We start from the raw sequence: 13462 nt of genomic DNA, 5'->3' as shown, positions 1-13462 counted from the left end.
AATTGACTGACTGATAAGGAAAAAATATGTCTCTGGTCGAAGAACAGGTTCAAGCGGGGGCGAGTGCCGCCTCCTCGTCCCTGCTGGACGAAATCATGGCGCAGGCTCGTATCACTCCGGTGGACGAGGGCTACAGCGTCGCCAAGCAGGGCGTTGCTGCCCTGATCGCCAACATTCTGGACAGCGGTGCCACCAGCGATCCGGTCAACAAGGCGCTGGTGGACAGCATGATTGTCGAGCTCGACAAGAAGCTCAGCAAGCAGATGGACGTCATCCTGCACGCCAAGGAACTGCAGGAGATGGAGTCTTCGTGGCGCTCCCTCAAACTGTTGGTGGATCGCACCGATTTTCGCGAGAACATCAAGATCCAGGTGCTCCATGCCACCAAGGAAGAGCTGCTGGAGGATTTCGAGTTTTCACCCGAAATCACTCAGTCCGGCCTCTACAAACATGTCTATTCCAGCGGTTATGGTCAGTTTGGTGGCCAACCGGTGGGGGCTGTGATCGGCGACTATGCCTTCACCCACAGCGCACCTGACATCAAGCTGATGCAGTATGTCAGTGCGGTGGGGGCCATGGCCCACGCGCCTTTCATCTCCTCAGTCGCACCGGCCTTCTTCGGCGTAGACAGTTTTACCGACCTGCCGTCCATCAAGGATCTCAAGTCGGTGTTCGAAGGCCCGTCCTACACCAAGTGGCGCTTGCTGCGTGAATCGGAAGATGCCCGCTATCTGGGGCTGACCGCACCGCGTTTCCTGGCCCGTCTGCCCTACGATCCGACCGAAAATCCCATCAAGGGTTTCAACTATCAAGAAGACATCAGCTCGGATCATGACCACTACCTGTGGGGCAATACCGCCTATCTGATGGGTACCTCCCTGACCGACAGCTTCGCCAAGTATCGCTGGTGCCCGAACATCATCGGCCCGCAAAGCGGCGGTGCCATCCACGATCTGCCGGTGCATGTCTATGAAGCCATGGGTCAGTTGCAGGCGAAGATCCCGACCGAGGTGCTGATCACCGACCGTCGCGAGTACGAGCTCTCGGAAGAGGGTTTCATCACTCTGACCATGCGCAAGGACAGCGACAACGCCGCCTTCTTCTCCGCCAACTCGGTACAAAAACCCAAGGTGTTCCCGAACACCAAGGAAGGCCGGGAGGCCGAGACCAACTACAAGCTGGGTACCCAGCTGCCCTACATGTTCATCATCAACCGCCTGGCGCACTACATCAAAGTGCTGCAGCGCGAGCAGATCGGCTCTTGGAAAGAGCGTCAGGATCTGGAGCGTGAGCTGAACAGCTGGATCCGGCAGTTTGTCGCAGACCAGGAAAACCCGCCGGCAGAGGTCCGCAGCCGCCGTCCGCTGCGTGCAGCCCAGATCAAGGTGCTGGATGTGGAGGGGGAGCCGGGCTGGTATCAGGTCGCCATGGCCGTGCGTCCGCACTTCAAGTACATGGGGGCGAGCTTCGAGCTCTCTCTGGTAGGTCGTCTGGACAAGGAATAAGGCCCGATGCCGCATCTCTCTTCCTGGGATAGAGGAAATGCGGCCAGCCTGTTTGATCGTATCAGGGGGGAGGGGCTTGGCTCCTCTCCCCGCTCGGAGTCTGAAGAACTGATCGCATCTGTCAAACGGCAGCTCGAGCAGGTTCTCAACACCCGTCCCGGCAATTGCCGCAGTGCACCCGATCTGGGAGTCATTGATCTCAATGACGCCACTCAGGGCAGTGCGGATATCAAGGGACGGATCCGGGAGGCGATCCGGCAATGCATCCGTCGTTATGAACCACGGATCGTGCATGTGGATGTTCGTTCACCCGACCATCAGGCGAGTCCGCTTGAGATGTCGTTTCAGGTGACGGCCCACGTGCGGCTGGAGCATATCGAGCAAGTTACCTCGTTCAACGTCCATATGGACAGTCACCGTCACTACCGCATGGTCTGATCAATGTCGCTGGAACATTACTTCAGGGATGAACTGGCCTTTTTGCGCCTGCAAGGGCGCGAATTTGCCGATGCGCATCCCGAGCTCACCCGCTTTCTGTCGGAGCAGAATACCGACCCGGACGTGGAACGCCTGCTGGAAGGCTTTGCGTTTCTCACGAGCAACCTGCGCGCCAAGATCGAGGATGAGTTCCCCGAGCTGACCCACGGTCTGCTCAACATGCTCTGGCCCAACTACCTGCGTCCCGTGCCCAGCATGACCATCATGCAGTTTTCGGTCATTCCGGGCGCCATCGCCCAGCCGGCGCTGGTCAGGCAGGGCTGCCAGCTCGACAGCCTGCCCATGGACGAGGTGACCTGTCATTTCCAGACCTGTCACGATACCTGGGTCTATCCGGCAGATATCCGTCATATCGCTGCCCAGAGCGGCAACGATCTCTCCACCATCTCGCTGGATATCGCCCTGCATGCCCCCCTGCCGCTAAACGAACTGCAGCTGGACAAGCTGCGCTTCTTCCTCGGTGGCGACAGCTATACCGCCTATGAACTCTACTTCTGGCTCTCCAACCAGCTCTCTCATATCGAGCTGGAGATAGATGGCAAGCGCTTTCGCCAGGAGGCCAAGGCCCTCAAATCGGTCGGCTTCGAGCGCGATGACGCACTCTTGCCCTATCCGAACAACGTCTATTCCGGTTACCGGATCTTGCAGGAGTATTTCTGCTTCCCGGAAAGCTTCCTCTTCTTCGAACTCTCCGGTGGCGAGTGGCCCAAACAGCCGTTGCCGGTGAGCGAATTCAAGGTGCACTTCTGCTTCGACCGACCGCTGCCGGCGGAGCTCAAGATCCGTCCCGACTCCTTCATGCTCAACTGTGTGCCGGCCATCAACCTGTTCCAGCACGACAGCGAGCCGGTCAATCTCAACGGTCGTCAGGCGGAGTATCCCCTCAAGGCGAGCTATCGCCATGCCGACAGCTTCGAGATCTTCTCGGTGGATCAGGTGGAAGGCTGGGTCGAGGGGAACCTCGGTCGCTCGCGCGGCACACCGCGCATCTATCAGCCGTTCGAGAGCTTTCAGCACCAGATTGAACGAGCCAAACAGCGGCTGGCGCTCTACTACCGGGTGCGGGTCAAGGAGGCGGTGAGCGGGGATGGTTTCGAGCACAGCCTCTCGTTCGTGCGCGGGGATGAAACCACCACGGTCGAACTGGATGAATCCATCTCGGTGACGCTCACCTGCACCAACCGCTCGCGCGCCGCACGCCTCAAGGTGGGCAGTGTCTGCGTACCGACCGGCAGCTCGCCCTCGTTTGCCACCTTCCGCAACCTGATCCGGCCGACCCGGCCGCTGCGCCCGGCGCTGGACGGCAGTCTGCACTGGACGCTGATTTCCAACCTGTCGCTCAACTATGTCTCCCTGCTGCGCCGCGATGCCCTGGTGCAGGTGCTGCGCACCTACGATTTTCCGGCGCTGCACGACAAACAGGCCGAGCAGGCCTCGCGCAAGCGACTGGCGGGGATCGAGGAGATAGAGACCAAGCCGGTGGATCGGCTGGTGCGCGGCATGCCAGTGCGGGGGCTCAAATCGGTGCTCTCCATCCGTCAGTCCGCTTTTGGCAGTGAAGGGGAGCTCTACCTGTTCAGCACAGTGCTGGCGCACTTCTTCTCGCTGTACGCCAGCGTCAACGCCTTCCACCTGCTTGAGGTGGTCAATCTCGACAACAAGGAGCGCTATCAATGGCCAGTCCAGATCGGTCAGCACTCCCTGATGTGACGTCCGCCAGGGACGCGCCTCGCTTCAACTTCTTCCAGCTGGTTGAGCTGCTCAACCGGCTGGACGGTGCCGATCAGGAGCGCGGCCTCGACCATCTGCCGAGTGACGAGAACATCCGCTTCAAGGCGACCGCCTCTCTGGGCTTTCCCACCAGCGACGTGTTGCAGATAGGTAGAGATGGCAAGGGGCGCCACGAGCTGGAGGTGGCCTTCCTCGGCCTGCATGGCAGCCAGTCTCCCATGCCCGGCTATTACCTGGACTCGCTGGCGTGGGAGTACGCGCAGGGGGAGCCGAAGCTGGGTCTGTTTCTGGACTTCTTTCATCACCGTCTGCTGACGCTGCTGCACAGGATCTGGCGCAAGTATCGCTATCACGTCCGTTTTCAGGACAACGGCGAGGATGGATTTTCCCGCCTGATGTTCGCCCTGGTGGGGCTGGGCAACGAGGCTGTCTGCCAGAGCCTGCCGGTCAACCGCGCCAAGATGCTCTCTTATGCGGGCATGCTGGCCAGCCCCAGTCGCTCCCCCGAGGTGGTAGCGGGTCTGGTGGCGCACTGTTTCGATCTGGTGGACGTGGAGGTGAGCGCCTGGCAGTGGCGCAAGGTGCCTGTTCATCAGGATCAGCAAAATCGCCTCGGCGGCGCCTGCGCCACTTTGGGGAGTGATTTTGTCATCGGCGACAAGGTGAACGACTGTGCCGGCAAGTTCTTGTTGAAGATCAACAACCTGAGCTTTGGCCAGTTTCTCGGGTTTCTGCCGAACGGGGAGCACTTTCACGCCCTGGTGACCTTTGTCTCCTTCATCCTGCGCGATCAGCTGGCCTGGGATCTGCGCCTGGGGTTCGGCCAGGAGCAGGCGAGGGGACTGAGGCTCGGTGAGGAGCAGAGTGCCCGCCTGGGGTGGAGTACCTTTCTCGGCCAGCCGCCGAGTGATCCGTTCGTGACCATTTGTGTGCAGGAATAAGTGCAGGAATAAGTGCAGAAATAAGCTGCGCAGAACATTTAAGTACAGAGATCAGTGCAGGAGTAACTGTGGACGATTTTAACCAGCAACTTTCCCTGGTGGTGCTCAACAGCGAACAGCTCGACGGCAGCCAGCAGGTGCAGTACCGCTTCGACGAGATGGGGGGGACCCTGGGGGCCTCCGAGCAGGATGATTGGCAACTGCGCGACAGGCTGGGGGCCGTCATGCCCGCCCACGCCCGCATCGAGCTCAACGACGGTCGCTTCTGCCTGTGCGATCTGAGCGGCCAGACCTATATCAATGGCGCCACGTCACCCATCGGGCGGGCCCGCAAGGTGCATCTGGAGCAGGGGGACGAGCTCGTGGTCGGCCCGTTCCGGCTGCGTGCCTATCTGGGGGCCATCACCCCCGAGCAGAGCCTGCAACAGGTGCTGGGCAATCGCCCCACCGAGCAGCTCGACGAGTGGCTGACCAGCGATGAGCCCGTCGTACCGGCTGACGATCCGCGCACCCTGGCGGCCGATCCCTTGCTGGCATTGCAGCAGGAGCGCAGGGCGCCCAATCCGTTGATAGATGGCCCGCTGGCGGACGGTCGCCTGCAGGCCTCACTGCGTTCACAACCGGATGTGGACGTTCCCCCTCTTGCCCCTTTTTCTGCTGTCGAGAACACCATGAACCAAGAATTTCTGGATATGCCCGCCATCGAGAACCATCCCGATTATCAGCTGTCGCTGGACGGCGTCGACCACGTGGCCCTAACCCCGCTGATGCGCGGCCTGGGTCAACCCTTGCAACTGCAGGACACCCAGCAGGCCCACGACATGCTCGAAGAGATGGGCAAGACGGTGCGAGCCATGGTGGAGGGGCTGCTGCAGCTGCAAAACGAGCAGGCGGCGCTGGCGGACAAGCACCTGCGTCCCATCGAGGACAACCCGCTGCGCCTGGGCCTCGACTATGACGAGACCCTGGCGGTGCTGTTTGCCGAGCAGAAGAGCCCGGTCCACCTGAGTGCACCGGCGGCGGTGGCCGAGAGCCTGCACAATGTGCGCATTCACCACGTGGCGAACCAGCAGGCCATCGGCGCGGCGCTCGACAGCATCCTGCAGGCCTTCTCGCCGCAGGCGCTGCTGGGGCGTTTCGAGCAATACCGCCGCAGCGGTGCACCGGGCACGGCCGACGAAGGCTGGGCCTGGGACATGTACCAGCACTACTACCGCGAGCTCACCTCCGCCCGTCAGCAGGGGTTCGACAAGCTGTTCCACCAGGTGTATGCCCAGGCCTATGACCAGGCCGTGCGTCAGCAACAGGGACTGATTTGATGATACGTGCGCTGATGCTGGGCGTCGCGCTGCTGGCCCTGGCAGGTTGTACCACCATGGGCAAGATGGCCGACGTGGCCATGAACCCGGATATTCAGGTGGGCAGCAATGACAGTCAACCGACGACCCTGGGGCTGAGCCTGCTGGCGGAGCCTGACGTCAACCCCAACGAGAGCGGGGAGGCGGCGCCCATCGAGTTTCAGGTGGTGTTGCTGGCGGAGGATTCCAAGCTGCTCGCCACCGACTACGACCAGGTGACAGCGGACGTGGAGAAGGCCCTTGGCAAGAACTACCTGGATCATCAGGACTACACCCTGCTGCCGGGCCAGTTCAAATACCTGCCCCCCATCAAGCTCGACGAGAAGACCCGCTACATCGGGGTGATCGCACGCTACGCCGACCCCGACAGCGCCGAGTGGCGCAAGGTCATCAAGATCAAGAGCAAGGGGACGGCTTATCAAATCCTGGTGCACCTGCGCCTGGATGAAGTGGAACTGCAAAAAGAAGAAGAATAACCATGTCGAGTCGAAATCGGGTTATCTGGCGTGAGGGGCTGTTCATCAAGCCCCAGCACTTCCAGCAACAACAAAGACATTCGGATTACGCGCTGCACGCTCGCCTGAGCGCGCTGTCCGACTATTTCTATGGCTTGCAGTCGCTCGCCATCAACGAGGACTACCTGGGCTTTGGCCGCATCGCGCTGGTGGGGGCCACCGGCATCTTGCCGGATGGCACAGTGTTCAACATCCCGAACGATGATGTGCTGCCGACCCCGCTGGAAGTCACCGACGCCTCGGTGGCCAACCAGAAGGTCTATCTGGCGCTGCCGCTCTCGGTGAGCGGCGTCAACGAGGTCAATCAGGGCGGCCAGGTGGCCACCCGGTTGCAGGCCCATCGCCACGACGTGCGCGATCTGCACAGTGAAGGGGGGGACGTGGTCTCCCTCGAAGTGGGGCGGGTCAGCCTGCGGCTGATGCTGGAGCGCGAGGATCGCAGCGCCTACGCCTCTTTGGCGATTGCCCGCATTCTGGACAAGCGCCCGGACGGCGGTCTGGTGCTGGATCCCAACTTCATGCCCTGCAGCATCAGCGTCTCCGCCATCCCGACCCTCAAGCGCTTCCTCGGCGAGTCGGCCGGCCTCGTGGCCGAGCGGGCCCGCAGCCTCTCCCAGCGCATCGCCGCGCCGGGTCAGCAGGGGGTGGCCGACGTGGCCGAGTTCATGATGCTGCAACTGCTCAACCGGGCCCAGCCCCAGCTCTCCCATCTGGCGCGCCTTGGCACTCTGCACCCCGAGCGGTTGCACGAATCGTTGGTGCAGCTGTGCGGCGAGCTGATGACCTTTACCGACGAATCCCGCCTGCCGCCCGAGTTCCCCGCCTATCGCCACGACGATCAGCAGGTGAGCTTCGAGCCGGTGATGCTGGCCCTGCGCCAGGCGCTCAGCACCGTGCTGTCGCCGCGCGCCGTCTCCATCCAGCTGCGCAAGCACCAGTACGGCATCATGGTCGCCATGGTCAACGAGAGCGAGCTGATGACCAGCGCCGACTTCGTGCTGGCGGTGCGTGCCCGCATGCCGCAGGAGCAGCTGCGCAAGCAGTTGCTGCAGCAGACCAAGGTGGCCTCCAGCGACAAGATCCGCGAGCTCATCAGCCTGCAGCTGCCCGGCATTCCGCTGCTGCCGCTGCCGGTGGCGCCGCGCCAGCTGCCCTATCACGCCGGTTACAGCTACTTCCAGCTCGACCGGCAGAGCCCGGCCTGGCAGATGCTGGCGGTGGGCAACACCCTTGCCTTCCATATCGCCGGCGACTTCCCCGAGCTCGACATGCAGCTCTGGGCCATTCGCAGCCAGTGATCGCACCAAGGAATAAGCAGAGATGACCACGGACATTATCAAGAACGAGCAACTCAGCGACCTGCTGTTCGATCATGCCGAGCAGCTGGACATGGATTCGGACTACTGGTTCCGCCTGCGCGGCCAGAGCATCAACCCGATGATCGATGCGGTGACCCCCTTGCTGGGGCTGGTGCAGCGGGTGCGCCTGCTGTCGCGCTACGACCGGGTGCCCGAGCTCTACCAGCGGGTGGTGACCGAGATCCAGGCCATCGAACAGGAGCTGATGGCCCAGGGCTACGAGAACGGGGTGGTGCTGTCGTTTCGCTACATCCTCTGCACCTTCATTGACGAGGCCGTGATGGGCCGCGACTGGGGCAGTCAAAGCGAATGGTCCGAGCACTCCTTGCTGACCCGCTTTCACAACGAGACCTGGGGTGGTGAGAAGGTGTTCGTGCTGCTGGCTCGCCTGCAGGAAGACCCGGTGCGTTATCGCGACATTCTGGAGTTCATCTACCTCTGTCTGTGCCTCGGTTTCGAGGGACGTTACAAGGTGATGAGCAAGGGACAAGGGGAGTTCGAGCGCATCGTGCGCCAGCTGCACAAGCAGTTGGCCCCCGAGGCCGGCGGCGAGGCGCCCAGCGTGTTTCACCTCGATCTGGGGCAGCAGGCCTCCCGCTATCAGCTGCGCAAGCAAGTATCCCTGCGCAGCCTGTTCATGGGTGGCGCGCTGATCCTGGCGCTGATCTTTGGCCTCTATCACCACCAACTCAATAACCAGACCCAGGACGTGCTGCGTCAACTGGGCGAATTATTAAAATAAATACTTACTTAAGGAGAGCACGCCTTGATTCGTATAGAGCTACCGGTACTGGTGGAAAGACTCAACCCCATCTGCCGTCACATGCTGGAGGAGGCTGCGGCCCTCTGCGTCAATCACCAGGGCGCCGAGATCCGTATCGAGCACCTGCTGCTCAAGATGCTGGAGACCCCGCTGAGCGACGTGCGCCAGATCCTGAAGGTGGCCGGGGTGGAGGTAGAGGAACTCAAGACCCTGCTGCAACCCTCGAACGCCGACAGCGGTTATGGTCAGGGATACCCCTCCTTCTCACCGCTCTTGGTTGAGTGGCTGCAAGACAGCTGGCTGCTAGCCTCCGCCGAGCTGCAACACGCCCAGTTGCGCAGTGGCGTCATGCTGCTGGTGCTCTTGATGACTCCCCAGCGCTATTTGCCGGGGTCGGTGACCCGTTTGCTTGCCAACGTCAATCGTGAGCTGTTGCGCCAGCAGTTCGACGAGTGGGTCAAGGAGTCCGCCGAGACCCAGGTCACTGTCTCTGCCAGTGGCACTGCGACCCAGGCCGCCCTGCCGGCCGATGCCAGCCTGCTGGCTCGCTTCACCGTCAACGTCACCGAGCAGGCCCGCCAGGGGACGCTGGATCCCGTGCTCTGCCGGGATCACGAGATCGACCTGATGATCGACATCCTCTCCCGTCGTCGCAAGAACAACCCCATCGTGGTGGGTGAGGCCGGTGTCGGCAAGAGCGCCCTCATCGAGGGGCTGGCCCTGCGCATGGTGGCGGGCCAGGTGCCCGAGAAGCTGCGCGGGGTCGAGCTGATGACCCTGGATCTCGGTGCCATGCAGGCCGGCGCCTCGGTCAAGGGGGAGTTCGAGAAACGCTTCAAGGGGGTGATGCAGGAGGTCAAGGACGCCGTGCAGCCGGTCATCCTCTTCATCGACGAGGCGCATACCCTGATCGGGGCCGGCAACCAGGCCGGCGGGCTGGATGTCTCCAACCTCATCAAGCCGGCGCTGGCCCGGGGCGAGCTGCGCACCATCGCCGCCACCACCTGGGGCGAGTACAAGAAATACGTGGAAAAAGACGCGGCCCTGTCGCGCCGCTTCCAGCTGGTGAAGGTCGGTGAGCCCAATGCCGATGAAGCCACCGTGATCCTGCGCGGCCTGCGCAGCATCTACGAGAAGGCCCACGGTGTGCTGATCGACGAGGAGGCGCTGCAGGCTGCCGCCCAGCTCTCCGCCCGTTACATCTCCGGCCGTCAGCTGCCGGACAAGGCGATCGACGTGCTCGATACCGCCTGTGCCCGGGTGGCCATCAACCTCACCACCCCGCCGCGCGCGGTCAGCCACCTGCAAAACGCGCTGCGCCAGCGCGAGCTGGAGATCCGCCAACTGGAACGCCAGAGCCTGATAGGTCTTGGTGACAACGCAGAGCGCCTGGCCGAGTTGCAGGCGGCCCAGCAGGCTTGCCGTGAAGAACTGGCCGAGCAGGAGGCCCGGTGGCAGCAGCAGCAGGGGCTGGTACACCAGATTGTCGAGCTGCGCGCGGCGCTGCTGGCCGATCAGCAGGATGAGATGCTGGCCAGAGAGGCGCTGGATCTGGCCGATGCGCCGCTCGATCCGCAAGCCGCTGCCGAGCAGCTGGCCGCCCTCGAGCGCGAGCTGGCCGAGCTGCAGCAAGGAGAAGTGCTGGTCTCCGCTCACGTCGACAAGACCCAGATCGCCGCCGTCATCGCCGAGTGGACCGGGGTGCCCCTCAATCGCATCTCGCAAGGGGAGCTGGACGTGGTGACCCGCCTGCCGGAATACCTCGGCGAGCTCATCAAGGGGCAGGATGTGGCAGTGGCCCACCTGCACAAGCACCTGCTCACCGCCCGCGCCGACCTGCGTCGTCCCGGCCGCCCGCTCGGCGCCTTCCTGCTGGTGGGGCCGAGCGGGGTCGGCAAGACCGAAACCGTGCTGCAGATTGCCGAGCTGATGTTTGGTGGCCGCCAGTATCTGACCACCATCAACATGTCCGAGTATCAGGAGAAGCACACCGTCTCGCGCCTGATCGGCTCGCCACCCGGCTATGTCGGCTTCGGTGAGGGGGGCGTGCTGACCGAGGCCATTCGGCAGAAGCCTTACTCAGTGGTGCTGCTGGACGAGGTGGAGAAGGCCCACCCGGACGTGCTCAACCTCTTCTATCAGGCGTTCGACAAGGGCGAGCTGGCTGACGGGGAAGGGCGCATCATCGACTGCAAGAACGTGGTCTTCTTCCTCACCTCCAACCTCGGCTTTCAGACCATCGTCGATCATGCCGAGCAGCCGGACGTGCTGCTGGATGCCCTCTATCCGGAGCTCGCCGCCTTCTTCAAGCCGGCGCTGCTGGCGCGCATGGAGGTGATCCCCTATCTGCCGCTGGGTCACGATACTCTGGTGCAGATCGTGGGCGGCAAGCTCAACCGGCTGGTCAAGCTGCTCAAGGAGCGCTTCGGCGCCGAGGTGGTGCTGGACGACGAGGTGGCCGAGGAGATCCTGCTGCGGGCCAATCGCAGCGAGAACGGTGCCCGCATGCTCGAATCCGTCATCGACGGCGCCCTGCTGCCGCCAGTCTCCCTGCAGCTGCTGCAGCGCCTCTCGGCCGGTGAACCCATCAAGCGCGTCCACTTTTCCGTGGCCGATCACCAGTTCGTGGCCGAGGTGGGGGCTTGAGTATGGAGCAAGCCCTCGCATTTGCCCTGGCCCTCACCGCCCAGCGCGATGAGCCGCACCTGTGCCACTGGTGGAGCTCGACCGTCCATGCCAGCTTCCAGCCCAGGGGGCTGCTGCTCGGCATGCTGGATGTGAGCGGCCGCCAGCTGGAGTGCCAAGGCTGGGTCAGGGGGAAGGAAGTGGCGCTGGAGCTGGCGGTGGACGATTTTTCCCATCCGCTTGCCTATGTGCTGCACAAGGCCCAGTCCCGCACCTGGGACTCCCTCTACGGCGGTGCCCGCATCGAGCACGCCGGTTTTCGCGCACTGCTGGCCAATCTGGGGCAGCAGTGCGGGCTGCATGCGTATCCGCTGCTGGATGGCAACGGCAAGCCGTTTGCCGTGCTGGCCCTGATGGATGAAGGGGAGGTGCTGCGAGCCTGGGCCGACGGCCCCGAGCTGGCCCAGCTCTCCCAGGTCTTTTGCAACCAGCTCACCCTCATTCGCGATCTTGGTCGCAGTCGGCGGGATCAGGGGGTACTGCGCGACTCCCTGCGTCAGATGAAGGGAGAGGGGGAGCGGCTGCGTCAGCACGAGAAGCTGCTCGGCGATCAGCTGGTCGGTCAATCAGCGGTGATCCGCGGGTTGCGCGAGCAGATCAACCAGGCCGGCCAGCACAAGCTGACCGTGCTCATTCAGGGGGAGACCGGCAGCGGCAAGGAGGTGGTGGCACGGCTGGTGCACCAGTGCTCCGATCGCGCCAACAAGCCCTTTGTCGCCATCAACTGCGCCGCCATCCCGGAGAACCTCATCGAGAGCGAGCTGTTCGGTTACCAGAAGGGAGCCTTCTCCGGCGCCCTTGCCAACAAGACCGGGCTGGTGGCCCAGGCCAACGGCGGCACCCTGTTTCTGGACGAGGTGGGGGACATGCCCGCCGCCATGCAGGCCAAGCTGCTGCGGGTACTGGAGACGCGAAGCTACCGGCCGCTCGGGGCCGAGCAGGAGTATCACTCCGATTTTCGCCTCATCGCCGCTACCCATCAGCCGCTCACCCGCCATGTGGAGGAGGGGCAGTTTCGGGCCGACCTCTATCACCGCCTCTGTCAGTGCCTGCTGCTGATCGCCCCCCTGCGCGAGCACATGGATGACGTGCCGCTGCTCTGCCAGCACTTCATGGCCCAGTTTGCCGCCCAGGATGGCAAGACCCTGGCTGGGCTGCAGCGCAAGTTCTTGAAACAGCTGCAGACCTATGACTTCCCCGGCAACGTGCGCGAGCTGCGCAACCTGCTGGAGGTGGCTTGTGCCCATACCCGTCACGGGGAGGAGGTGGGGCTGGAGGCGTTGCCGCCGGAGCTGCGCGAGCGGGTCTGCGTCGAGCTGCCCGGCACCATGGACGACTACAACCACATCCGCGATCTGCGCCGGGCCATGCAGCAGTACGAGGCCTCCGTCATCGAGGCGCGGCTGCGCCACTTCCAGGGCAATCGGATGCTGGTGGCCGAGAGCCTCAACATTCCCAAGCGCACCCTGGATCACAAGTGCCAGAAACTGGAGGTGAACTGATGAGCATCCTCGGCTTGTTACCGCTGCTGCTGGCCACCAGTGCGGCCGAGGTCCCGCTGGACATGGCGCGCTGGCAGGCCTGCCGGCAGGAACCCTCGCCGCTGGTACGGCTCGCCTGCTACGACGCCATCGGCAATGGCGCAGCCAGTGCCGCCGAAGGGGCAGCCCCAAAGTCGGCGGCCTGGCAGGCCATCTGGGCCCAGGAGCAGGCCCGCACGCCAGCGAGCGCCCCCTTCCTGTTGCAGAGCGACGCCGGCAGTGGCAGTGAAACCCTGACTCGCCCGGCACTGCGTGGGGCGACGCTCTCCATCGGCTGCGTCGACAGCATCACCCATATCCGGCTGCGGCTGGATCAGCCCTGGAGCGGCGAAAAAGTGCAGGTCGAGCTAGATGGTCAGCCGAGTGCCGGCTCCCAGAGCTGGTTTATCCGGGATCAGGGGCTGTTGCTGGAATATGGCCGCGGTCTGCCCGCCATCGAGGAGCTAAAGCGCTGGCAGGGCTATCGCGAGCTGCAGGTGCGGGCCGACAACGGCGCCCTCTTGCGGGTTGACTTGAGTGGCCTGAAAGAGGCGCTGGCACCGCTGCGTCAGCAGTGCCGCTGGTAGG

General features: G+C 63.2%; 11 protein-coding genes. All 11 read left to right on the top strand.

Going from position 1 to position 13462, the window contains the following annotated elements; translation table 11 throughout:
• The first annotated feature begins 26 nt into the window (after positions 1-26).
• Positions 27-1505 (top strand): type VI secretion system contractile sheath large subunit, encoded by a 1479-nt coding sequence (tssC, locus tag KW824_RS02295; RefSeq protein ID WP_218408777.1) that lies wholly within the window; start codon positions 27-29, stop codon positions 1503-1505.
• A gap of 6 nt (positions 1506-1511) precedes the next feature.
• Positions 1512-1943, top strand: coding sequence for a type VI secretion system baseplate subunit TssE (tssE, locus tag KW824_RS02290; RefSeq protein ID WP_218408776.1), 432 nt, complete (start codon positions 1512-1514; stop codon positions 1941-1943).
• A 3-nt stretch (positions 1944-1946) separates the two neighbouring features.
• The gene (gene tssF, locus KW824_RS02285; protein ID WP_218408775.1) at positions 1947-3713 is read left to right on the top strand and encodes a type VI secretion system baseplate subunit TssF; all 1767 of its coding nucleotides are present in this window, start codon (positions 1947-1949) and stop codon (positions 3711-3713) included.
• Positions 3677-4675, top strand: coding sequence for a type VI secretion system baseplate subunit TssG (gene tssG, locus KW824_RS02280; RefSeq protein WP_218408774.1), 999 nt, complete (start codon positions 3677-3679; stop codon positions 4673-4675). Before tssF ends, tssG begins: the two co-directional genes overlap by 37 nt.
• Positions 4676-4743: 68 nt before the next feature.
• On the top strand, positions 4744-5994 hold the full coding sequence (gene tagH, locus KW824_RS02275; protein ID WP_218408773.1) for a type VI secretion system-associated FHA domain protein TagH: 1251 nt from the start codon (positions 4744-4746) through the stop codon (positions 5992-5994).
• Positions 5994-6509, top strand: a complete 516-nt coding sequence (gene tssJ, locus KW824_RS02270; protein ID WP_201927013.1) for a type VI secretion system lipoprotein TssJ — start codon at positions 5994-5996, stop codon at positions 6507-6509. Before tagH ends, tssJ begins: the two co-directional genes overlap by 1 nt.
• A gap of 2 nt (positions 6510-6511) precedes the next feature.
• Positions 6512-7846 carry a type VI secretion system baseplate subunit TssK gene (tssK, locus tag KW824_RS02265; RefSeq protein WP_017411064.1) on the top strand — a complete coding sequence of 445 codons (1335 nt, stop codon included), beginning with the start codon at positions 6512-6514 and terminating at the stop codon, positions 7844-7846.
• Between the two features lie 22 nt (positions 7847-7868).
• Positions 7869-8648: a type IVB secretion system protein IcmH/DotU gene (icmH, locus tag KW824_RS02260; RefSeq protein ID WP_010634228.1), complete on the top strand. Its 780-nt coding sequence runs from the start codon at positions 7869-7871 to the stop codon at positions 8646-8648.
• 24 nt (positions 8649-8672) lie between these two features.
• On the top strand, positions 8673-11315 hold the full coding sequence (gene tssH / locus KW824_RS02255) for a type VI secretion system ATPase TssH (protein WP_218408772.1): 2643 nt from the start codon (positions 8673-8675) through the stop codon (positions 11313-11315).
• Positions 11316-11317: 2 nt separating this feature from the next.
• The gene (vasH, locus tag KW824_RS02250) at positions 11318-12856 is read left to right on the top strand and encodes a sigma-54-dependent transcriptional regulator VasH (protein ID WP_218408771.1); all 1539 of its coding nucleotides are present in this window, start codon (positions 11318-11320) and stop codon (positions 12854-12856) included.
• Positions 12856-13461, top strand: a complete 606-nt coding sequence (gene vasI, locus KW824_RS02245; protein ID WP_218408770.1) for a type VI secretion system-associated protein VasI — start codon at positions 12856-12858, stop codon at positions 13459-13461. The genes vasH and vasI overlap by 1 nt, the downstream gene beginning before the upstream one ends.
• The last annotated feature ends 1 nt before the right edge of the window (position 13462 follow it).

The organism is Aeromonas sp. sif0611, from assembly GCF_019218845.1.
Classification (GTDB): domain Bacteria; phylum Pseudomonadota; class Gammaproteobacteria; order Enterobacterales; family Aeromonadaceae; genus Aeromonas; species Aeromonas media.
The sequence above is the reverse complement of the archived record's forward strand: the minus strand, read 5'-3'. Positions and strand labels throughout refer to the sequence as shown.